The sequence below is a fragment of the Pseudomonas sp. Z3-6 genome, from assembly GCF_051131985.1.
GTDB lineage: Bacteria > Pseudomonadota > Gammaproteobacteria > Pseudomonadales > Pseudomonadaceae > Aquipseudomonas > Aquipseudomonas zanjanensis.
Genome location: NZ_CP071644.1, coordinates 6,418,208 through 6,439,132, shown reverse-complemented (window position 1 = coordinate 6,439,132; position 20,925 = coordinate 6,418,208). Strand labels below are relative to the sequence as shown.

The 20,925-nt window shown below is 61.4% G+C and carries 12 protein-coding genes and 2 pseudogenes; 6 read left to right on the top strand and 8 right to left on the bottom strand.

Annotated features, from left to right (window positions below):
• Positions 1 to 96 precede the first annotated feature (96 nt).
• Together J3P88_RS27790 and J3P88_RS27785 are read right to left on the bottom strand one after the other, a co-directional pair.
• Positions 97 to 696 (bottom strand): annotated as a pseudogene (locus J3P88_RS27790) (methyl-accepting chemotaxis protein); the annotation flags it as partial.
• 303 nt (positions 697 to 999) lie between these two features.
• Positions 1,000 to 1,656 (bottom strand): annotated as a pseudogene (locus J3P88_RS27785) (MCP four helix bundle domain-containing protein); the annotation flags it as partial.
• A 324-nt stretch (positions 1,657 to 1,980) separates the two neighbouring features.
• Between J3P88_RS27785 and J3P88_RS27780 the strand changes: the two are divergent.
• Together J3P88_RS27780 and J3P88_RS27775 are read left to right on the top strand one after the other, a co-directional pair.
• Positions 1,981 to 2,211, top strand: a complete 231-nt coding sequence (locus tag J3P88_RS27780) for a hypothetical protein (protein ID WP_434572809.1) — start codon at positions 1,981 to 1,983, stop codon at positions 2,209 to 2,211.
• Positions 2,208 to 2,510 (top strand): cell division protein ZapA, encoded by a 303-nt coding sequence (locus tag J3P88_RS27775; RefSeq protein ID WP_186706030.1) that lies wholly within the window; start codon positions 2,208 to 2,210, stop codon positions 2,508 to 2,510. The genes J3P88_RS27780 and J3P88_RS27775 overlap by 4 nt, the downstream gene beginning before the upstream one ends.
• A gap of 208 nt (positions 2,511 to 2,718) precedes the next feature.
• On the opposite strand, the gene J3P88_RS27770 is transcribed toward J3P88_RS27775, so the two are convergent.
• The gene (locus tag J3P88_RS27770) at positions 2,719 to 4,521 is read right to left on the bottom strand and encodes an acyl-CoA dehydrogenase (protein ID WP_434572807.1); all 1,803 of its coding nucleotides are present in this window, start codon (positions 4,519 to 4,521) and stop codon (positions 2,719 to 2,721) included.
• Between the two features lie 302 nt (positions 4,522 to 4,823).
• Entirely contained in the window at positions 4,824 to 8,777 is a 3,954-nt protein-coding gene (gene putA / locus J3P88_RS27765; RefSeq protein WP_434572805.1) for a trifunctional transcriptional regulator/proline dehydrogenase/L-glutamate gamma-semialdehyde dehydrogenase, read from the bottom strand.
• 462 nt (positions 8,778 to 9,239) lie between these two features.
• Here putA and putP point away from each other — a divergent pair, with 462 nt between their 5' ends.
• Positions 9,240 to 10,724, top strand: a complete 1,485-nt coding sequence (gene putP / locus J3P88_RS27760; RefSeq protein WP_186706027.1) for a sodium/proline symporter PutP — start codon at positions 9,240 to 9,242, stop codon at positions 10,722 to 10,724.
• A gap of 71 nt (positions 10,725 to 10,795) precedes the next feature.
• Here the strand turns inward: putP and J3P88_RS27755 are convergent, their stop codons facing one another.
• Positions 10,796 to 11,290, bottom strand: coding sequence for a DUF2165 family protein (locus J3P88_RS27755; RefSeq protein ID WP_186706026.1), 495 nt, complete (start codon positions 11,288 to 11,290; stop codon positions 10,796 to 10,798).
• A gap of 266 nt (positions 11,291 to 11,556) precedes the next feature.
• On the opposite strand from J3P88_RS27755, the gene J3P88_RS27750 reads away from it, so the two are divergent.
• The 3 genes from J3P88_RS27750 to J3P88_RS27740 all read left to right on the top strand — a co-directional run bounded on the left by J3P88_RS27750 (position 11,557) and on the right by J3P88_RS27740 (position 15,251).
• A complete protein-coding gene (locus J3P88_RS27750; protein WP_434572803.1) occupies positions 11,557 to 13,602 on the top strand; it encodes a type VI secretion system tip protein VgrG in 2,046 nt (681 codons plus the stop codon).
• Positions 13,599 to 14,330, top strand: coding sequence for a DUF4123 domain-containing protein (locus tag J3P88_RS27745; RefSeq protein ID WP_434572802.1), 732 nt, complete (start codon positions 13,599 to 13,601; stop codon positions 14,328 to 14,330). Before J3P88_RS27750 ends, J3P88_RS27745 begins: the two co-directional genes overlap by 4 nt.
• An 81-nt stretch (positions 14,331 to 14,411) precedes the next feature.
• Positions 14,412 to 15,251 (top strand): 23S rRNA (adenine(2030)-N(6))-methyltransferase RlmJ, encoded by an 840-nt coding sequence (locus J3P88_RS27740; protein ID WP_186706023.1) that lies wholly within the window; start codon positions 14,412 to 14,414, stop codon positions 15,249 to 15,251.
• A 273-nt stretch (positions 15,252 to 15,524) separates the two neighbouring features.
• Here the strand turns inward: J3P88_RS27740 and msrA are convergent, their stop codons facing one another.
• From msrA to J3P88_RS27725, 3 genes are all read right to left on the bottom strand, one after another.
• Positions 15,525 to 16,172, bottom strand: coding sequence for a peptide-methionine (S)-S-oxide reductase MsrA (gene msrA, locus J3P88_RS27735; protein WP_186706022.1), 648 nt, complete (start codon positions 16,170 to 16,172; stop codon positions 15,525 to 15,527).
• An 84-nt stretch (positions 16,173 to 16,256) separates the two neighbouring features.
• The gene (locus tag J3P88_RS27730) at positions 16,257 to 18,950 is read right to left on the bottom strand and encodes a putative bifunctional diguanylate cyclase/phosphodiesterase (RefSeq protein WP_434572799.1); all 2,694 of its coding nucleotides are present in this window, start codon (positions 18,948 to 18,950) and stop codon (positions 16,257 to 16,259) included.
• Positions 18,951 to 19,132: 182 nt separating this feature from the next.
• Positions 19,133 to 20,524, bottom strand: a complete 1,392-nt coding sequence (locus J3P88_RS27725; RefSeq protein WP_434572798.1) for an alkaline phosphatase D family protein — start codon at positions 20,522 to 20,524, stop codon at positions 19,133 to 19,135.
• Positions 20,525 to 20,925 lie beyond the last annotated feature (401 nt).

The window sequence follows — 20,925 nt, the reverse complement described above, 5'->3', positions numbered from 1 at the left end:
GGGGCCGCTGCGCGACCCAGCGGGAGCAAGCTCCCTCGCCACAAAAGCCGGATAGTTGATCGCCCACATTTGGTGAGCGATCAACAACTGCGCGGATTAAAGGCTGAACCGCCCAACCATGCTGTTCAGGTCCACGGCCAGACGCGACAGTTCGGCGCTGGCGGCACTGGTCTGGTTGGCGCCGGTGGCCGATTGCACCGACAGGTCGCGGATGTTCACCAGGTTGCGATCCACTTCACGGGCCACCTGGGCCTGTTCTTCGGCGGCGCTGGCGATCACCAGGTTGCGTTCGTTGATCTCGACGATGGCGCTGTTGATTGTGTCCAGGGACATGCCGGCGCCGCGGGCGATGTTCAGCGTCGATTCGGCGCGTTCGGTGCTGTTGCGCATCGAATCCACGGCCTGTTCGGTGCCGCTCTGGATGCTGCCGATCATGCGTTCGATTTCGCTGGTCGACTGCTGGGTGCGATGGGCCAGGGCACGGACTTCGTCGGCGACCACGGCAAAGCCTCGTCCGGCCTCACCGGCGCGAGCGGCTTCGATGGCGGCGTTCAGGGCCAGCAAGTTGGTCTGGTCGGCCAGGCCGCGGATCACATCCAGAACCTTGCCGATATCCCGGGACTCGTTGGCCAGGTTGCCGATCAACGAGGCAGTGCTTTGTACGTCGGCACTCATGCGTTCAATGGCGCCGACGGTTTCCTGCACCAGGTCGCGGCCGTCGCCAGCGGACGTAGTGGCGTTCCTGGACGCTTCCGACGTGCTGACCGCATTGCGGGCGACTTCTTCCACGGCGCTGGTCATTTCGTTGACCGCCGTGGCGGCCTGTTCGATTTCGTTGTTCTGCTGGGTCAGGCCACGGGCGCTTTCGTCGGTGACGCTGTTGAGTTCTTCAGCGGCGGACGCCAACTGTGTGGCCGAGCCGGAGATTCGTTGCAGGGTGTCGCGCAGTTTTTCCTGCATGGTCGACATCGCCCGCAGCAGGCGGCCGGCTTCGTCGCTGCCGTCAACGGTGATCGGCCGGGTCAGGTTGCCCTTGGCGATTTCCTCGGCGGCATCCAATGCGTTGGCGATCGGCTTGGTGATGCTGTTGGTCAGCAGCCAGGCGAACAGCACGGTCAGGCCGGTGGCGATGACCAGCAGGGTGACGACCCAGTTGAACGCGGTGGAATATTGTTGCGCCGTGTTTTTATTGAATGCTTCCGCTTGCTGGTTGTTGATGTCTGTCAAACGAGCCAGCACGGCGTTGATGGCGTCGGAATTGCTCATCAGCTCGGTGTTGAGCAGCGCTTGCAGTTCGTTGACCTGATTGTTGCGCGACAGGGTTTTCATCCGCTCTTCGAGCTGGCGGTACTGATTGAGCAGCTGCACGTACTGCTCATACGCGGCCCGTTCTTCAGGCGCGCTGATGAGTTTTTCATAGGCCGTCTGTGCGGCGCGGACCTGCTGGTTGCGCTGCTCGAACAGATCCAGGGTTTTTTGCTGGGTATCCGCTTCGCGGTTGGTCAGCAGGCGATAGGACAACACGCGCAAACGCAGGGTGAGCTGGGTGAAGTCGTTCAGGGCCTTGATACTGGGGACGCTGTTCTGGGCGATGTTGTCGTCAGATACCCGAATCTTGCTCATCTGGCTGAGGGCAAACACCCCAAGGGCCAGCATCAGGGCGCCGATCAGGGCAAACCCCAGGAACGCCCGCGGCGCGATGTTCATATTACGTAGGGACATGGAAGTTACCGTGAAGAAGCGCGTCCGTGCGGGGCTGTGACTGGTTTCACTGACTTATCGGTCCAGCGACCGAAGTCTTGAGTGCCGTGCGTGCTTTTGTCGCAGTGCAGCGGTCGCCGTGCGACGAAGGGTAGGAACCAGATGCTTGAATCGCAGTCTCTACAGCTCGCGAGCGAAGCGCCGCCACTGCGTAAAGCGTGGCATCGGCGGTGACTTTTCTTTATCGTACGCGCCCCTTGGAAAAGCCTGGAAATCAATATGTTGGAAGCATCCCTCAGCCAGCTGGAGCAACTGGTCAATGACCTGGTGCAACAGAACCTGCAACTCACCGGCCTGAACGAAACCCTGAGCGCGGAACTTGCCAAGGCCAAGGATGAAAACGAAAGCCTGCAACTGAGCCTGATGGAACAGGAAGAACTGCACGGCGCCACCACGGCCCGCATCCAGGCCCTGATCGAGCGCGCCAGCGCCGGTCCTGTCAGCGCATGAAGCACGGCGCCGACGGGGTGACGGTCATCTCGATCCTGGGAGAAGACTATTCAATCAAAGCGCCGGCCGGGCAGGAACAGGCCCTGCTGGACGCCGCTTCGATGCTCAAGGCCGCACTGGCCGATACCAAAAGGAAATACCCGACGCTGATCGGTGATCGCCTGCTGGTATTGGCGGCGATGAACCTGTGTTCGCAGCAGATGGAAATGCAGAAGCAGCATCAAGCGGAACTCGACCGTTACCAAGAGCAGGTCAGCGCCACGGTCGAGGTGATTGCCAAGACGATTCAGCAGGTCTGACCAAGGTCTGGCCGTGAGCTAATTGTGGGAGCGGGCTTGCTCGCGAAGGCGGTATGTCAGTTGCAATTGATTTGCCTGATCCACCGCCTTCGCGAGCAAGCCCGCTCCCACAGTTAGATATTGGTGAACACAAAATCTGTATTCACGCCTGTCCCTGTGGGAGCGAGCTTGCTCGCGATTGGATGTCAGCCACACCACAAGCACTGGCTCAGAACCACTCATCCCGCATCCCCAGGCACGTATCATCCCGCGCCTCGAGAATCGCCAGCTCATGGTGACACCCCGGTACTTCCCAGGTCAGGAAATAGCGCGCCGCTTGCAGCTTGCCTCTATAGAAGTCGCTGTCCGCCGCGTTGCCCTTGGCCAGGCCTTCCTCGGCACGAATCGCCTGTTCCAGCCAGCGCCAGCCAATCACCATGTGCCCGAACACCTTAAGGTACAGCGCCGAGTTGGCGAGGCTGCCGTTGACCTTGCCCTGGGCCAAGTCCGTCAGCAAACCGAGGGTGACGGTTTGCAGGCGCGCCACCAACGCTTCCAGCGGCTGGCGCAGCGGCGTCAGCGATGAGTGCGCCTGGGCCCGCTCCGTGGTGTCGGCCACTAGGCGGATCAACTGCTTGAGACCGGCACCGCCGTTCTGCGCCAATTTGCGTCCCAACAGGTCCAGGGATTGGATACCGTGGGTGCCTTCATGGATCGGGTTCAAGCGGTTGTCGCGGTAGTACTGCTCCACCGGGTATTCGCGGGTGTAGCCGTGCCCGCCGAGAATCTGGATTGCCAGTTCGTTGGCTTTCAGGCAGAACTCCGAGGGCCAGGATTTGACGATGGGGGTCAGCAGGTCCAGCAGTTCATGGGCGCGCCGACGTTCGGCTTCGCTTTCCAGGGTGGTGGTGTCGTCGAACAGCCGGGCTGCATAAAGGCCCAGGTCAAACGAACCCTCGACGTAGGCCTTCTGGGTCAGCAGCATGCGCCGCACGTCGGCGTGCTGGATGATTGCCACGGGGGCGGTGGTCGGGTCCTTGCTGTCGGGCACCCGTCCCTGCGGGCGTTCGCGGGCGTACTCGAGGGAATACAGGTAACCGGCGTAACCGAGCATCACCGCGCCCATGCCGACGCCGATCCGCGCCTCGTTCATCATCTGGAACATATAGCTCAGGCCGTGGTGCGGTTTGCCGACGAGGTAACCGACACATTCGCCGTTGTCGCCGAAGTTCAACGCGGTGGACGTGGTGCCGCGCCAGCCCATCTTGTGGAACAACCCGGCCAGCAGCACGTCGTTACGCGGGCCGAGGCTGCCGTCGTCGTTGACCAGGAACTTGGGCACGATAAACAACGAAATGCCTTTCACGCCCGGCGGTGCATCCGGCAATTTCGCCAAGACCATGTGCACGATGTTTTCCGACAGCGGATGATCGCCACCGGAGATAAAGATCTTGTTGCCTTTGAGTCGATAGGTGCCGTCGGGCGCCGGTTCTGCGCGTGTACGAATATCCGACAGCGATGAGCCAGCATGGGGTTCGGTCAGGGCCATGGTGCCGAAGAAGCGGCCGTCGATCATCGGTTGCAGGAAGCGCTGCTTCTGCTCGTCGCTGCCGAAGCTTTCGATCAGGTTCGCCGCGCCCATGGTCAGGAACGGGTAAGAGGTCGACGCGGCATTGGCCGACTGGAAGTGCGCGAAACAGGCCTGGGACAGCAGTGTTGGCAATTGCATGCCTCCGGCCTCGAAACTGCGTGCAGCGTTGAGGAAGCCGGCCTCCAGGAAGGCATCCACCGCCGGTTTCACCTCGGGGATCAGGATCGCCTCGCCGTTCTCGTAGCGCGGTTCGTTTTCATCATTCTTGCGGTTGTGAGGCGCGAAAAATTTCTCGGCGATGCTGCGGGCCGTGCCGAGGGCTGCGTCGAAGGTTTCGCGATTGTGCTCGGCAAACCGCTCGCGCTGAGTCAGGCCCTCGGCATCGAGGACTTCGTACAGCTCGAAAGCCAGATTGCGGGAACTGAGCAACGTCTCGGACATGGCGGCCTACCTTTTTTTGGAATGGGCCGAGTCTAGGCGTGGGGATGGAGGCTGAACAGGATGATTGATTTGGGTGATGGAGGAGCGAGGGTGACGCTAATCAAAAAAAGTGTGGGAGCTGCTTATGGCAGCAAAGCTTTATGAGAGCAAAGCTTGTGGGAGCAAGGCTTGCCCGCGAGGAAAGCGCCGCGGTGTCTTGGGTGCTGCAGTGCCTGGATCGCGAGCAAGCTTTGCTCCCACAAAGCTCCCCACAGGTGTTTCGGATTGCCAGGCACCTATTGCAGGTGCCTGGCTTACAGCATTTAGCCGATGGTCATCAGGCTGGCGTTACCACCCGCCGCAGCGGTGTTGACGCTCAGCGCGCGTTCGATAACCAAGCGTTCCAGCGCGATATTGGTTTCGCCCTGGGACAACCCGTGCACACCGACGATGGCGCCGGCGCGCTTGGCCACTTGCTGACAAACGCCGCGCAGTTGGTCCGAGTCCCCGTGATGCAGGACCGCATCGAACAGCACATCGTCCTTGGTCCAGTCGGCCACCCGCTGGATGCGCGCCTGAATATCCTTCGGCAAGCGTGCGAACACAGCCTTGCTGGTGTCGGTTTCCGGCCACACGGCCGAGCCGCCCACGGCCAATACCGCCGCCAGTTGCGTCAGCAGGTCGCCTTCCACGTCGGCCAGGCACAGCACGTGCTCGCGCGGCAGGATGGCGTAGCTGTTGCGTTCGCCAGTCGGGCCAGTCAGCTGACGGGTAATACCGCTTTGCGACTGAGCCGCGAACTGCACGCACAGGGCACTCAGTTCGGCGAGCTTCTGGCTGTCAGCCCAGGCTTGCAGCGCCGCCAGCGGTTTGCCCATGGCCTCACGCAAACGCAGGTCCGGCGCCGCCAGCGCATCGCCACGGACGAAGGATTGCTGGATCGCATCGGTAGGACGCATCGACAGTAGGCGGTACAGGTACAGCGGACCACCGGCCTTGGGGCCGGTGCCCGACAGGCCTTCGCCACCAAACGGCTGGACACCGACCACGGCGCCGACAATGTTGCGGTTCACGTACACGTTGCCCGCATGCACATTGTCGATGACCTTGGCGATGGTCTCGTCGATGCGGGTATGCACGCCCAGGGTCAGGCCATAGCCGGAAGCGTTGATCTGGTTGATCAACTGATCCAGCTCCTTGCGCTTGTAACGCACCACGTGCAGCACCGGGCCGAAGATTTCACGCTGCAACTCGTCGAAGCTTTCCAGTTCGATCAAGGTTGGCATCACGAAGGTGCCGCGCTTGCACTCGTCACTGTCGACGATTGCCATCTGGTACACGGCGCGACCCTTGTCGCGCATGGCCTGGATGTGTTTCTCGATGCCGGCCTTGGCTTCGGCGTCGATCACCGGGCCGATGTCCACGGACAGGCGCTCAGGATTGCCGAGGCGCGATTCGGCCATGGCACCCTTGAGCATTTCGATGACGCGGTCGGCGGAATCTTCCTGCAAGCACAGGACCCGCAGGGCCGAGCAACGCTGGCCGGCGCTGTCGAAGGCCGACGACACCACATCGATGACCACTTGTTCGGTCAACGCCGAGGAATCGACGATCATCGCGTTCTGGCCACCGGTCTCGGCGATCAACGGGATCGGACGGCCCTGGTTGTCCAGGCGTCCGGCGATGTTGCGTTGCAGCAGGCGGGCAACTTCGGTGGAACCGGTGAACATCACGCCCTTGACGCGCTCGTCACCCACCAGGCGGGCACCGACGGTTTCGCCGCGACCCGGCAGTAGTTGCAGGACGCCTTCCGGAATACCGGCTTCGAGCATCAGGCGCACCGCCTGGGCCGCCACCAGTGGCGTCTGTTCGGCGGGCTTGGCCAGAACCGGGTTGCCGGCGGCCAGAGCGGCAGCGACCTGGCCGCTGAAAATCGCCAGCGGGAAGTTCCACGGGCTGATGCAGACCACCGGGCCCAATGGGCGGTGGGCGTCGTTGGTGAAATCGTTGCGCGCCTGCACTGCGTAGTAGCGCAGGAAGTCCACGGCTTCACGTACTTCGGCAATCGCGTTGGCGAAGGTCTTGCCGGCTTCGCGGGCCAGCAGGCCCATCAGCGGCTGGATCTCACCTTCCATCAGGTCGGCGGCACGCTCGAGGATCGCAGCGCGCTCGGCCGGTGGCGTGGCCTGCCAGATCGGTGCGGCGTTGAGGGCGCACTGAATGGCGTTGTCGACGTCGGCAACCGTGGCTTCCTGCACATGGCCAACCACATCGCGGTGATCGGACGGGTTGAGCACCGCTGCCGGGCTTTCTTCGCTAGCGGCGCAACCGAGCATCGGCACGGCTTTCCAGTCGTTATGGGCGGTAGCCAGCAGGGCGCAAGACAGCGATGCCAGGCGATGTTCGTTCGCCAGGTCGATGCCGCTGGAATTGGCGCGGTCGCTGCCGTACAGGTCGCGTGGCAGTGGGATGCGCGGGTGCGGCAGGCCGAAACCGCCTTCCAGGGTTGCCATCTGCTCGATGCTGGCCACTGGATCGGCGACCAGTTCCTGGATGGAAATCGACTGGTCGGCGATGCGGTTGACGAACGAAGTATTCGCGCCGTTTTCCAGCAAGCGACGTACGAGGTAGGCCAGCAGTGTTTCGTGGGTGCCGACCGGGGCGTACACACGGCACGGACGGTTCAGCTTGCCTTCGGAGACCTTGCCTACAACCTGTTCGTACAGCGGTTCACCCATGCCGTGCAGGCACTGGAATTCATACTGGCCCGGGTAATAGTTCTGACCAGCGATGTGGTAAATGGCCGACAGCGTATGGGCGTTGTGCGTGGCGAACTGCGGGTAGATGACTTCCGGCACCGACAGCAGCTTGCGGGCGCAAGCGATGTAGGACACGTCGGTGTACACCTTGCGGGTATAGACCGGGTAGCCTTCCAGGCCTTCGACCTGGGCGCGCTTGATCTCGCTGTCCCAGTACGCGCCTTTTACCAGGCGAATCATCAAGCGGTGGCGGCTGCGACGGGCGAGGTCGATGACGTAGTCGATCACATACGGGCAACGCTTCTGGTACGCCTGGATCACGAAACCGATGCCGTTCCAGCCGGTCAGTTGCGGCTCGAAGCACAGGCGCTCCAGCAGGTCCAGGGACAGTTCGAGGCGGTCGGCTTCCTCGGCATCGATGTTCAGGCCGATGTCGTACTGCTTGGCCAGCAGGGTCAGCGACAGCAGGCGCGGGTACAGCTCTTCCATGACGCGCTCGTACTGGGCGCGGCTGTAGCGCGGGTGCAGGGCCGAGAGCTTGATGGAAATGCCCGGGCCTTCATAAATCCCACGACCATGGGAGGCTTTGCCGATCGAGTGAATGGCTTGTTCGTACGAGGCCAAGTACTTCTGGGCGTCATGTTCGGTGAGTGCGGCTTCACCCAACATGTCGTAGGAATAGCGGAAACCCTTGGATTCGAACTTGCTGGCGTTGGCCAGGGCTTCGGCGATGGTTTCGCCGGTGACGAATTGCTCGCCCATCAAGCGCATGGCCATGTCGACGCCCTTGCGGATCATCGGCTCGCCGCTCTTGCCGATGATGCGGCTCAGGGACGAAGTCAGGCCTGCTTCATTGTGGGTGGCGACCAGCTTGCCGGTCAGCAACAGGCCCCAGGTGGCGGCGTTGACGAACAGCGACGGGCTGTTGCCCAGGTGTGGGTGCCAGTTGCCGGTGCTGATCTTGTCGCGGATCAGGGCATCGCGGGTACCTTTGTCCGGGATGCGCAGCAGCGCCTCGGCCAGGCACATCAGCGCCACGCCTTCCTGGGAAGACAGGGAAAACTCCTGCAACAGGCCCTGAACGATACCGGCACGGCCGCCGGCACTCTTCTGGTTACGCAGTTTTTCAGCAATCGACGCCGCCAGCTTATTGGTGGCTTCGGCCATTTCGGCCGGCAGTCGGGCCTGCTCCATCAGCATCGGCACCACTTCCGGCTCCGGGCGACGGTAAGCAGCGGTGATGGAGGCGCGCAGGACCGATTGCGGCAGGATGCTCTCGGCAAACTCGAGGAAGCATTGGTGAGCGTGGTCGACCTGTACATCGCCAGCGTCGTCGCTGTCGGCACGAGGGGAACCGTTCAGCTCGGTCAGGGTTGCACCACCCTCGAGTTTTTCCAGGTAATTGAAAATTGCCTGCTTGATCAGCCAGTGCGGCGTGCGATCAATCGAGGTTGCGGCCGCCTTGAGGCGTTCGCGGGTCGGGTCGTCGAGTTTGACCCCAAGGGTGGTGGTAGCCATATTTTTATCCTCATGTTTACCACGTATGGCGTGGCATCAGCTGGCGGCAAGATTAGCTGCGCGCTGATTGAGGTGCAACCGGGTGCAACCCTTTTTTTCTCGAAATGACAGGCAGCTCATCTGGAAGTAAATACTGCCCGGTCGTTCCTGCACCGCCTTAGTGCTTTGGCTTCTAGAGAAGGGCCGTTCACTGCACTAAAAGGGAGCAAAAAACAGCGATTTCGCGACAAAACCGATCAGGTGCAACTTATTCGAGCGAAACTGGTTGCACCTTATTTGATTTGTTGAATAGCATTCGCGGCCAAGGTGCAACCGGTTCCAAGCCGAGGGGCATCGGCTGATGGCTTTCCTGGGGAAACATCAGTCATAAATTCGCGGGACTGCAAATCGTTGCTACAACTTCAGCGTTGTCGACGCTTTCAACTGCCACCGCATCATAAAAACAAAGCCAGGGCGTAACTCATGAGTGTTAGTAATCCCACCTTGATCACTTTCGTGATCTACATCGCAGCCATGGTCCTGATCGGCCTGATGGCTTACCGCTCCACCAATAACCTTTCCGACTACATCCTGGGCGGTCGCAGCCTCGGCAGCGTGGTCACGGCGTTGTCCGCCGGTGCTTCCGACATGAGCGGCTGGTTGTTGATGGGTTTGCCGGGTGCCATCTACATGTCCGGCCTGTCGGAAAGCTGGATCGCCATCGGCCTGGTCATCGGTGCCTACCTGAACTGGCTGTTCGTGGCCGGTCGCCTGCGAGTGCAGACCGAGCACAACGGTGACGCCCTGACGCTGCCGGATTACTTCTCCAGCCGTTTCGAAGACACGAGCGGCCTGCTGCGGATCATCTCTGCGGTGGTGATCCTGGTGTTCTTCACCATCTACTGCGCTTCCGGCATCGTGGCCGGTGCCCGTCTGTTCGAAAGCACCTTCGGCATGTCCTACGAGACCGCGCTGTGGGCCGGTGCTGCCGCGACCATCGCCTATACCTTCGTTGGTGGTTTCCTGGCGGTGAGCTGGACCGACACCGTACAAGCCACCCTGATGATCTTCGCGCTGATCCTCACGCCGATCATCGTACTGTTGGCCACCGGCGGCGTGGACACCACGTTCCTGGCGATCGAAGCGAAAGATCCTACGTCCTTCGACATGCTGAAAAACACCACCTTCATCGGCATCATCTCGCTGATGGGCTGGGGCCTGGGCTACTTCGGTCAACCGCACATCCTGGCGCGCTTCATGGCGGCGGATTCGGTCAAGTCGATTGCCAAGGCGCGTCGTATCTCCATGGCCTGGATGATCCTGTGCCTGGGCGGCACCGTGGCCGTGGGCTTCTTCGGTATCGCGTACTTCTCGGCGCACCCTGAAGTGGCCGGTCCCGTGACCGAAAACCCTGAGCGCGTGTTCATCGAGCTGGCGAAGATCCTGTTCAACCCTTGGGTTGCTGGCGTGTTGCTGTCGGCCATCCTGGCGGCGGTGATGAGCACCCTGAGCTGCCAGCTGCTGGTGTGCTCCAGTGCCCTGACCGAAGACTTCTACAAGACCTTCCTGCGCAAGAGCGCTTCCCAGCTGGAACTGGTCTGGGTCGGTCGCGCCATGGTGCTGCTGGTGGCCTTGGTCGCCATTGCCCTGGCCGCCAACCCGGAAAACCGCGTACTGGGCCTGGTGAGCTACGCCTGGGCCGGCTTCGGTGCCGCCTTCGGTCCGGTGGTCCTGATCTCCGTGGTCTGGAAGAACATGACTCGCAACGGCGCCCTGGCCGGTATCCTGGTCGGCGCGATCACCGTCGTGGTCTGGAAGCATTTCGAGCTGCTGGGTCTGTACGAAATCATCCCAGGCTTCATCTTCGCCAGCCTGGCTATCTACTTCGTCAGCAAGATGGGCACGCCTACCACCGGTATGGTGCAGCGCTTCGAAGCGGCCGAGAAAGATTTCCGTCTGAACCAGTAAGACTTTCTGCGCGGCCTTGAGCCCGCAGGTGATCCAATGTGGCGAGGGAGCTTGCTCCCTCGCCACGGATATCACTTCATCTCGGCATCAGGCTGGTTGAGAAAGATCAACACGCCCAGGATCGCCATGTAGAACCTGAACGCAGCGTCCTGGCCATTCCAGATTTCTGATTGCCACATCAGGAACCATTCGCCGCCGACCACCATGAAACCAAAGAACCAGACGAAGAAACCGACCGTCAAGCCGGCCACGGTCCATCGTTTGGCGCGGGCAAATGCCCCGGCCTCGGCCCGGCGTGCCTGCCACAGTTTCACTGCGCCGTAGCCCAGCAGCCCCGCCGTCAATGCCTCGCCGAAGATGATCAGCCAATAGGCGCCGTGCCACATCCACGGTTTATCGAGGGCGCGATACCGGGCGGCATTGTCGGGGAAGGTGGTGTCCATGCTCAGTACATGCTGGACGAAATTGAAGTTGGAGCGGTAGTCCGTGAGGTTGTTGAACACCGTCAGGAAGGCGAATGCAGCGAGTGCCAGGGTCATTGCGATTTTTGCGTAGCGTGTCGTCATGTCCTGCGTCCTTTGCTTTTTTGCGACCGGCGCACGTTATCACGCCCACTGTTGGCAAGAGATCGAGCACGTTGCAAGAAACTGCTGATTCGTTTGTAGGACGGTAGCGGTTGGTCGTGATGCTTCGAATGTCTATCGGAAAATGCATCACGCTTAGCAGCTTTTAGCTTCTTGGATGTAGGGCAAATCTGTTTTTTTGCGCCTCCAATACACGTCCCTGGTGCTCATGCAGAATCATCCGCCTCCATTCAGCAGAGGCACATAGGATGTTCCCGCCGCGATTCACGCTGACGCTCGACAACCCGCCGAGCGAGCTCAAGGTGCTTGAGTTCAAGGGCACGGAAGCCATCAGCCAGCCCTATCGTTTTGACCTGGAACTGGTCAGCGAACGGTCCGACCTGGCACTGGAAGAGCTTCTGCATCGTCAGGCATTTCTGGGGTTCGACGACCGGGAGGGTGGCATACACGGTCAGCTCTATAGCGTCGCCCAAGGCGACTCGGGCAAGCGCCTGACTCGCTACCAGGTCACCTTGGTGCCACGCCTGGCCTACTTGCGCCAATGTATCAACCAGCGGATCTTCCAGCACTTGAGCGTGCCCGCTATCGTCGCCCAAGTCTTGAAGGATCACGGGATCCTGGCGGGTGCCTACGAATTCACCCTCGCAGGGCAATACCCCGAGCGTGAATACTGTGTGCAGTACGGTGAAAGCGACCTGGCGTTCATTGAGCGGGTCTGCGCTGAAGTCGGTATCCACTACCATTTTCGCCACCGCCCTGACGGTCATCTGCTGGTGTTCGGTGATGACCAGACCGTGTTTCCTTGCCTGCCCGAATCGACGCTGTACCTTTCCGACAGCGGCATGGCTGCCGACGCGCCGGCCATCAAGCGCTTGGCGGTGCAAATTCAGACCCATACCACGGCCGTGACGTTGCGCGACTACGACTTCCGCAAGCCTGGCGTGACATTGCAAGCCGAGCTCTGCAATCGGCAACGTCCTGTTCTTGAGGACTATCGGTACCCTGGTGGGTTCTGCGACCGTGACGATGGCAAGCACCTGACCCGACGCACCCTTGAGCGTCACGGCGCCAATTATCGCGTGGCACAGGGCGACAGCGATGACAGCGCCTTCGTCAGCGGGCATTTCATGCGCATCAAGGACCATCCCCGGGAACAGTGGAACGATCTGTGGCTCCTGACCCAGATCAACCATCATGGCCGTCAACCCCAGGTGCTGGAAGAAACAGCCTCCTCCAGTCCGGATGAATTCCAGGGTTATAGAAATACCTTCCTCGCCACGCCATGGGACGTGTTCTTTCGTCCGTCCTTGCAGCACGAAAAGCCCCATGCCCACGGCTATCAATCAGCGGTGGTGACCGGGCCGCAGGGCAGCGAGATCCATTGCGATGAATTCGGGCGGGTCAAGGTGCAACTGGTCTGGGATCGTCACGGCCGGCGCGATGAGCATTCCAGTTGCTGGCTGCGCGTGGCCACGGGCTGGGCCCATGATCACTATGGTGCAGTGATGATTCCCCGGGTCGGCATGGAAGTGCTGGTGGGGTTCATCGATGGCGACGTGGACAAGCCGTTGGTGGTCGGTTGCCTGCCCAATGGCGCCAACCAGGTTCCGCTGGAACTGCCGGCGGACAACACCCGCAGTATCTGGCGCAGCCGGAGCAGCCCTGGTGGGGAAGGCTATAACGAGCTGCGCATCGAGGACCGCAAGGGGGCCGAGGAGATCTACCTGCGGGCCCAGCGAAACTGGACCCAGCATGTGCTGCACGACCAGCGGGTGCGGGTCGATCACGAGCGCAGTATCGTCGTCACCGGCACGGCGCGGCACGAGCTCAAGGCCGATGAGCAGCGCGTGACCCACGGAAGGCGCCGGGCTGAAGTCCGCCAGGACGATCACTTGCTGGTGAGTGGCGATCGGCATATCCGTGTGACCAGTCAGGTCTTGAACGCCGGCCAGCAGTTTCATGTCAGCGCCGGCCAGCAAGTGGTCCTGGAGGCTGGCGCCAGTGTGACCCTGCAGGCTGGCGGCCATTGGATCAACATTGGCGCCGACGGGATTTTCAGCAGCGTGCCGATCGAGGTCGGTGGGGCGCCGATGGCGGTCATGGGCGCGGCAGCGGTTTCGCCGGGCAGCGCCGGAAAGCCGGTCCCTGCGGCGGCACCTCGGCTTTCCCTGGCGCAAATCCTCAGTTTCCAAGGCTCGGCGCCGTTCTGCGAGGAATGTGAACGTTGCAGAAACGGCGTCTGCGCAGTGCCGTCGGGCTTTCACACATCTGTCGACATACAGGAGCGCCCATGAACAGCGATCAAACGCCCCGCGCCTGGCTTGAGCACCATCCGTTGCTGGCGTCCGAGCAGCTTTTCGCTATATTCAGCAACGCCAGCAGCGCCGGGGCGTTATCGGCCTGGCGGCGCTCGATTGGCGCGACACCCACACCGATCTGGGCCGACACGCCGTATGCCGGGTGGGAAGCGGTCATGCCCTATGTGGGGCTTGTTCGCGCAGACAGTGAGTTCCTTGACTGGATAGCGGCCACCGATTCACTCGATTGGGGGTGGCTGGCAGTGTCGCGTGCCGACCAGGAAGACCTTGCCGAGCATTTGCGTGGGCTCACCCAGGTGTTGCTGCCAGGTGGCAAGGCGGTTTTCCTGCGCTTTTGGGATGGGCGGTTCATGGGGCCGATCCTGCAATCGACGGCGGTGGACGCCGGGCAGCTCTTGCCGGTGATCAACCGTTGCCTGATCAACGGTCGATCCCTTGAGTTCGTGGGAGATGCCCAGCGGCCGGCCCGGATTTTTCCTTGGTGGGACGTACCGGTGGCGCTGCTGGAAGCCATGGCCGAGGCGCCGACGGAGTGTCTTGTGGATAACTTGCTCACATGGCTGGGCGAAGAGCATCCGTCTCTGTGTGAGCGGGTCGACCAGCGCATCCTGCGGTGCAAGATTGCCCACTTTCTTCAGCGATCGAAGCCGCTTGCCGCGCCCAAGGCGCCCTTGCAGGCGTACTTGCTGCGCGAGCTAGGCTGATCGTGGCGTGTCCGCCGGGCTGCCACCCCCTGACGTTCGGCGCGCTTCAAGGTAAACTCGTCGCCCTTCGCAGGAGCCGCCATGAATTATCGCCACGCCTTCCACGCCGGCAATCACGCCGACGTGTTCAAACACCTGACCTTGACCCGCCTCATCGCGCTGATGTCGCGCAAGGAACAGCCCTTTGCCTACCTCGATACCCACGCGGGCACCGGGCTGTATGACTTGCAGGGCGACCAGGCCAATCGTACCGGTGAGTATTTGGAAGGCATCGCGCGGTTGTGGGGCGAGGGCGACCTGCCGCCGTTGACTGCCGACTACATGAAAGTGCTGCACGAGATGAACCCGGACGGCCAATTGCGCTACTACCCGGGCTCGCCGGAGCTGGCGCGGCGCCTGACCCGGCCTCAGGACCGTGTGCTGCTTAATGAGAAACATCCGGAAGACGGCGTGTTGCTCAAGGACAACATGAAAGGCGACCGTCGCGTGGTGGTGCACCTGGGTGAAGGCTGGCATGTGCCGCGGGCGTTGCTGCCGGTGGCGGAAAAGCGTGCGCTGATGCTGATCGATCCACCCTTCGAACAGCTTGACGAAATGCAGCGCTGTGCCGCCTCGCTCAAGGAGGCGATTGGCCGGATGCGCCAGACGGTGGCAGCCATCTGGTACCCGGTGAAGGACCAGCGGATGTTGCGCCGCTTCTACCAGGACCTGGCTGGCACGGGCGCGCCGAAGCTGTTGCGGGTGGAACTGTTGGTGCACCCGCTGGCGACGCCCAACAGCCTGAACGGTTCCGGCCTGGCGATTGCCAACCCGCCGTGGGGACTGGAAGAAGAGTTGCGTGAGCTGCTGCCGTGGCTGTCGAAAAAGCTCGGGCAGACCCAAGGTGGGTGGCAGATGGATTGGTTGATCGCTGAGAGCTGATGGTTTGATGGCGTCTGGAAGGGCGCCTTCGCGAGCAAGCCCGCTCCCACATGGCTTTTGGGGTGTACCCCCTTATCGTGCCCGCCCCGGGCCCCTGTGGGAGCCGAGCTTGCTCGCGATGGCATCGCCTGGGTCTACCAGCTACACCGAGGTGTTTGCATCGCGGGCAAGCCTTGCTCCCACAGGCTCGCTCCCACATTGGCCCTGGTGTGCATGCAACATTTGGATATGCCGCTGGACCTGTGGGAGCGAGCCTGCTCGCGAAGCTTGTAGTCAGATCGGGCAGGTCACGCCGGTGCCGCCGATCCCGCAATAGCCTTCAGGGTTCTTCGCCAGGTATTGCTGGTGATAGGCCTCGGCGAAGTAGAACGTCGGCGCTTCTTCGATTTCGGTGGTGATGGTGCCTTTGCCGGCCTTGGTCAGCTCAGCCTGGAAGACTTGCTCGCTGTGTCTGGCCGCTGCCAGTTGAGCCGGGTTCGTGGCATAGATCACCGAACGGTACTGGGTGCCGATGTCGTTCCCCTGGCGCATGCCCTGGGTCGGGTTGTGCAGTTCCCAGAACATCTTCAGCAGCTCTTCGTAGCTGACTTTCGCTGGCTCGTAGACCACCAGCACCACTTCGCTGTGGCCGGTAAGGCCCGAGCAGACCTCTTCATACGTCGGGTTCGGCGTGAAACCGCCGGCGTAACCCACCGCGGTACTGACCACGCCTTCACGCTGCCAGAACTTGCGCTCTGCGCCCCAGAAGCAACCGAGGCCGAAGATTGCGAAGTCTACGTCCATGGCAAACGGGCCCAGTAGGGGCGCGTCGTGGACGAAGTGTTTTTCCGGCACGGTCATCGGGGTTTCACGGCCAGGCAGAGCTTGATCAGGAGTAGGAAGCACGTTTTTATTCACCAGGATTTCCGAGCGCAAGACCATGATCAGTCCTCTCAGTCAGATGGAGTTGAGCGAAATAGACCGTCAGTGTGCCTCAGAAAAGCCGCCGCAAGCTATACGCAGCTGTCAGACCAGAGGCCCGCGCGGGTAGCGCTTGAGCTTTTCGATCAGCTCCGCGCCAGGGATTGGCCGGTCGAACAGGTAGCCCTGGCCGACGTCGCAACGATGACGCCGCAGGAACGTCAGTTGCTGGGCGGTTTCGATGCCTTCGGCCACGACCTTGAGTTTCAGGTTGTGGGCCATGGCGATCACCGCCGAAGTGATTTCCATGTCGTCCTGGTTGTCGGGGATCTCATGGATGAAGCTGCGATCGATCTTGATGATGTCGATCGGGAATTTCTTCAGGTAGCTGAGGGACGAATAACCGGTGCCGAAGTCGTCCATGGCCAGGGTCAGGCCCAGGCGCTTGAGCTGGTCGAGCTGCAAGTGGGTGTCTTCGGTGGCTTCCAGCAGCAGGCCTTCGGTAAGCTCCAGCTCCAGCAGCCGCGCCGGCAGTTGTTCCTCCTTGAGGATGCTGGCGATGGAGGCGACCAGGTCCGGGTCGGAGAACTGCTTGGGTGACAAGTTGATCGCCACTTGCAGGTTACCCAGGCCGGCGGCGGTCAGCTGTTTGCTCATCCGGCAGGCCTGGCGGGCGATCCATTTGCCAATGGGGATGATCAGGCCGGTTTCTTCGGCCACGCTGATGAACTGGTCCGGGCGGATCATGCCTTTTTCCGGATGGTTCCAGCGCAGCAGCGCTTCCATGCCCAACAGGCGACCGCTGCGCAGGCACAGCTTGGGCTGGTAGAAGACATCCAGTTCGTTCTGGGTCAAGGCACGTCGCAGGTTGTTTTCCACGAACAGCTTGTAGCTGGCCTCGGCATTCAGTGCTTCGGTGAACACTTGGACCTGATGCTTGCCGTTGGCCTTGGCCTTGTGCAGGGCGAGGCCGGCGTTGCGCATCAGGGTCTGCGGGTCGCGACCGTGCAGCGGCGCGCAGGCGAGGCCCACGGAACCGGTCACGCTGATCAACTGGTTGTCGACGAACATCGGTTTGTCGAGGGTCATCAGCAACTGGCTGGCGATCTGCTGCCCGGCCTCCAGATCGGTGTCGTCCAGCAGCACCGCGAATTCGTTACTGGCGAAGCGCGCCAGGCTGCCACTGGGGCTCAAGCTGTTGCGCAGGCGCCGGGCCAGGCTGATCAACAGTTTGTCGCCGGTCTGGTGGCCGAGACTGTCGTTGATGCGCTTGAAGTTGTCGATGTCCACCAGCAGCAGGCTGATGGGCGAGTCACTGTCCCGGGCGAAGCGTTCATCGAGGTTGCGGATGAACGCCGGGCGGTTGCCCAGGTTGGTCAGGTTGTCGGTGTACGCCAGGCGCTCGATGCGCTGCTGGGCCAGCTTGGTCTGGGTGATGTCTTCGTAGATGCCGATATAGTGGGTCAACTCGCGGTTGTCGCCGTAGACCTTGGAAATCGACAACTGGCCCCAGTAGGGCTCCAGGTTCTTGCGCCGGCTCTTGAACTCACCCTGCCAACTGTTGCTCTGGGCCAGTGCCGAGGGCGCATCGAACAGCAGTTCGCTGAGGTTTTCCAGGGCCGGCAGTTCCGAAAGGCGCTGGCCGTGGACTTCCTCGGTGGTGTACTGGGTGATCGCGGTGAAGCTCGGGTTGACGTACTCCACCACGCCGTCGCAATTGACCAGCAGGAACGCGTTGGCGCTCTGCTCCACGGCCCGTTGGAACAGGTGCAGGGCGCTGGTGGCGGTGCGTCGGTTGTGGTTGTTGATGACTTGGGCGAACTGGTCCGCCAGCTCGCCGGCAAAGGCGATCTCATCCGACTGCCAGGCGCGGGTGGCGCCCACTTGTTCCAGGCACAGCACGCCCACCACTTGGCCGTCGATACGCACGCTGGCGTCGAGAATGGCATTGACGTCGCGAGCGCGCAGGTTCCCGGCCATTTCCCGGGTACGCGGGTCGCGCATCGCATTGTGGGCGTCGATGGCGCGGCAGGTCTGCAGCGCCTCCATGTAGTCGGGAAACTCGTTGGCGTCGATCACCGCTGGCAGGAAATATTCCTGGGACGCGCGGTTATAGGCGGAAATCGGCACCAGCTTGCCATCGTCGAGGTTCCAGATACTGGCGCAATCAATCTGGTAGATGTCGCAGGCGCTGCGGGTGATGAGTTCGGCCGCTTCGAGCAGGGAATTGTTGGCGCTGTAGCGTTGGCGGGTCAGCAGCAGGATCAGGTCCTGTTGGGCACGTACGCGGTCCAGGTGCTGGAGCTGTTCTTGCTGGGCGCGCTGGTTCAGTTCCAGGGCGATCTGCAGGCGCGAGTTCTGGGTTTCGAGGTCCAGGGCCGGCATGGAGGGTTCGCTTTGCAGCAAATCGTCCACCACCAGCAGGTAGCCGCGCAGCAGGTGGCGATTGTGCTGTTTATAGGCTTCGCCCGTCTCCAGTACGTTCATCGGCCCCTTGGCGGTGTGGAGCGTGTAGCGAATCTGGTAATGCGCGGCCTGGGCCAACTGCTGCTGGATGGCGTCATGCAGTTGATAGCGCGCTTCGGGTTCCATCAGGCTGGCGTAGGGCGAGCTGACCAGCGAGCACAGCTCTACCGCCGGCAGGCCGAAGTGTCGCTCGCAATTGGGGTCGAGGAACAACAGCGCCCAGCTAGCTTCATTCAGCCGTTCGAAACGCAGCATACCGAGCCGCGCGGGCACCGGTAACTGCGTCACTACCTCGGCCGCCATACGGCTGGCGGCATCGGGTTGGCTTTTCATGGGGAAACTCGCTTCGAAAATGCTGATCGCGCCGGGCTGACGCCCTCGTTATTACGGATTGGCGCAAGGTTGCATCATTGCGGCACTGGCTGACAAGAGAGATGAAGGCCAAGTGCTATAAACCTTTTATCGGCCGACAACGGGATTTCTCCAGTCGCCAGCCGATCAGAGGGCATGGAAGTTCATCGCAGCGGGATATCGACCGTCTGCAAGGGCCTGCCGTCACGGTCGTGGAAGGTGACTTGGAGGCTCTGCGCCGTGACCTGCAGGCGGGCGAAGTTGTCCTGGCTCACCACTTCGCTGGTCAGTTCATAGCGGTACTCACCGTTGTCCGTGCGGGCCATGGGCCGATGGAAAATAAAATCCGCGGCTTTTGCAAAAGGCAGCAGTTTGCTGTTGTAGAAGGGCGAGGAAACGACGGTGTTGACCTCGAAATCAGGATCCTCGCTGTGCCGCAGCCGGCTGGTCATGGAACCGTGGACGTCACCCGAAATGAACACTACGTTTTTGATCCGCTGGCGACGGATGCTGTCCAGCAGTCGCAGCCGTTGTGCCGGAAACGCCTGCCAGGCATCGCCGTCATTGCGCTTGTGGTCAGGGAAAAACATCACACTGGTAACGACGAGCTTGACCCGGGCGGGGCTGCTGACAAGCCATTCAAGCAGGGCCTGTTCCTGTTCCTGGTCGAGGATGCGCCGGTCGTCCGCCGACAGGTTGCGTTGCGTCCGGCTGTCGGTAACGAACCAATGGATATCCCCGTGGGCAAAGGTGTACCAGTAGCGGGTCAACGCCCTGTTCAATGTTCCGTCGCCCGACAGTTCATGGACGGGCCCGTGGCTGGCCTGGTAAAACCGATAAGCGCTCATGGCATTGGCATACAGGAGGTCGTCCTGGGCGGTTCTCCTGGCGGGCCAGTTGTCTTCGATTTCATGGTCGTCGAGGATCATGTAGGTCGGGGTGCCAGCCATCAGCTTGCGGATCTGCGGCTGGGCAAATACCGTTCGGTATCTGAAGAGAATGTTTTCATAGGTTCGGTCCGGGCCGATGACATTCAGGTCATCGAGGTAAACCTGGTCGCCGGTCATCACTACCGCGCTGATCGGCGGGTCGGCTTGTTCGACGACACGATTGATGCCGGCAAAGGTGCGATCCCCGAGCGCGGGTAGCAGCGGGGTATTGGCGACGATCCGCAAGTAGCGACACGAGCCCACGATATAAGTCCGCGGCGCATCGGTTTTATCGGTCGGCGTGCGCAAGCAATAGGTGTTCCTGGGCCATTGCAAGGGCAGTTCCTGGATGGTTTGCACGGTATGGGTCGGGCTCAGGGGGCTGAACCAGCCGGCCTGGTATTCGTAGGCGGTGTCGGGTTGAAGACCTTTCAACACGATGACATCGGACATGTCGCGGTAGGCCTTCAGTTGGACAAATTGCCCTATCGACCAGCCTGTGTCCCCTCGGCGTCGGTGGCGAATGCCGGCAAATACCTGGCTGTTGCCATGATCACCGCGCAGGAATATCCGGGCATGGTCCGTGGTCGTGTGCCCGACAATCGGGCCGACGGTAGGTTTGAACATATTCGAATCCATTCGAAGTTTTAATGGGACACCCATCAAGGTGCCTTGGCGGTTCGATGCTAAAGCTCGGTGGGCGATAAATATCGATAGGGAAGGGGGCGCGGGTTGTGGGGAATGACTACAGGGGGCGTAGTCATTTAAAACTTGGGCGGTAGGAAATTACCGCGTCGCCTGACCTACCGCCATCGCGAGCAGGCTCGCTCCCGCAGGGGGGGGGGCTTGGTTGGTTTCAAGTTAAGGTGCAGCGCCACAAATCCATTGTGGGAGCGAGCCTGGTGGGAGCAAAGCTTGCTCGCGATCCAGGCACCGCAGCACTCAAGAGACCGCGGTGTTTTCATCGCGGGCAAGCCTTGCTCCCACCAAGCCCGCTCCCACAGGTCTGAATTCCAGGCAAAAAAAGC

What these genes read in the sequence shown, in the direction of transcription:
- J3P88_RS27780 (WP_434572809.1), top strand. Translation starts at nt 1,981, where the DNA reads ATGTTGGAAGCATCCCTCAGCCAGCTGGAGCAACTGGTCAATGACCTG.
- J3P88_RS27775 (WP_186706030.1), top strand. Translation starts at nt 2,208, where the DNA reads ATGAAGCACGGCGCCGACGGGGTGACGGTCATCTCGATCCTGGGAGAA.
- J3P88_RS27770 (WP_434572807.1), bottom strand. Translation starts at nt 4,521, where the DNA reads ATGTCCGAGACGTTGCTCAGTTCCCGCAATCTGGCTTTCGAGCTGTAC.
- putA (WP_434572805.1), bottom strand. Translation starts at nt 8,777, where the DNA reads ATGGCTACCACCACCCTTGGGGTCAAACTCGACGACCCGACCCGCGAA.
- putP (WP_186706027.1), top strand. Translation starts at nt 9,240, where the DNA reads ATGAGTGTTAGTAATCCCACCTTGATCACTTTCGTGATCTACATCGCA.
- J3P88_RS27755 (WP_186706026.1), bottom strand. Translation starts at nt 11,290, where the DNA reads ATGACGACACGCTACGCAAAAATCGCAATGACCCTGGCACTCGCTGCA.
- J3P88_RS27750 (WP_434572803.1), top strand. Translation starts at nt 11,557, where the DNA reads ATGTTCCCGCCGCGATTCACGCTGACGCTCGACAACCCGCCGAGCGAG.
- J3P88_RS27745 (WP_434572802.1), top strand. Translation starts at nt 13,599, where the DNA reads ATGAACAGCGATCAAACGCCCCGCGCCTGGCTTGAGCACCATCCGTTG.
- J3P88_RS27740 (WP_186706023.1), top strand. Translation starts at nt 14,412, where the DNA reads ATGAATTATCGCCACGCCTTCCACGCCGGCAATCACGCCGACGTGTTC.
- msrA (WP_186706022.1), bottom strand. Translation starts at nt 16,172, where the DNA reads ATGGTCTTGCGCTCGGAAATCCTGGTGAATAAAAACGTGCTTCCTACT.
- J3P88_RS27730 (WP_434572799.1), bottom strand. Translation starts at nt 18,950, where the DNA reads ATGAAAAGCCAACCCGATGCCGCCAGCCGTATGGCGGCCGAGGTAGTG.
- J3P88_RS27725 (WP_434572798.1), bottom strand. Translation starts at nt 20,524, where the DNA reads ATGTTCAAACCTACCGTCGGCCCGATTGTCGGGCACACGACCACGGAC.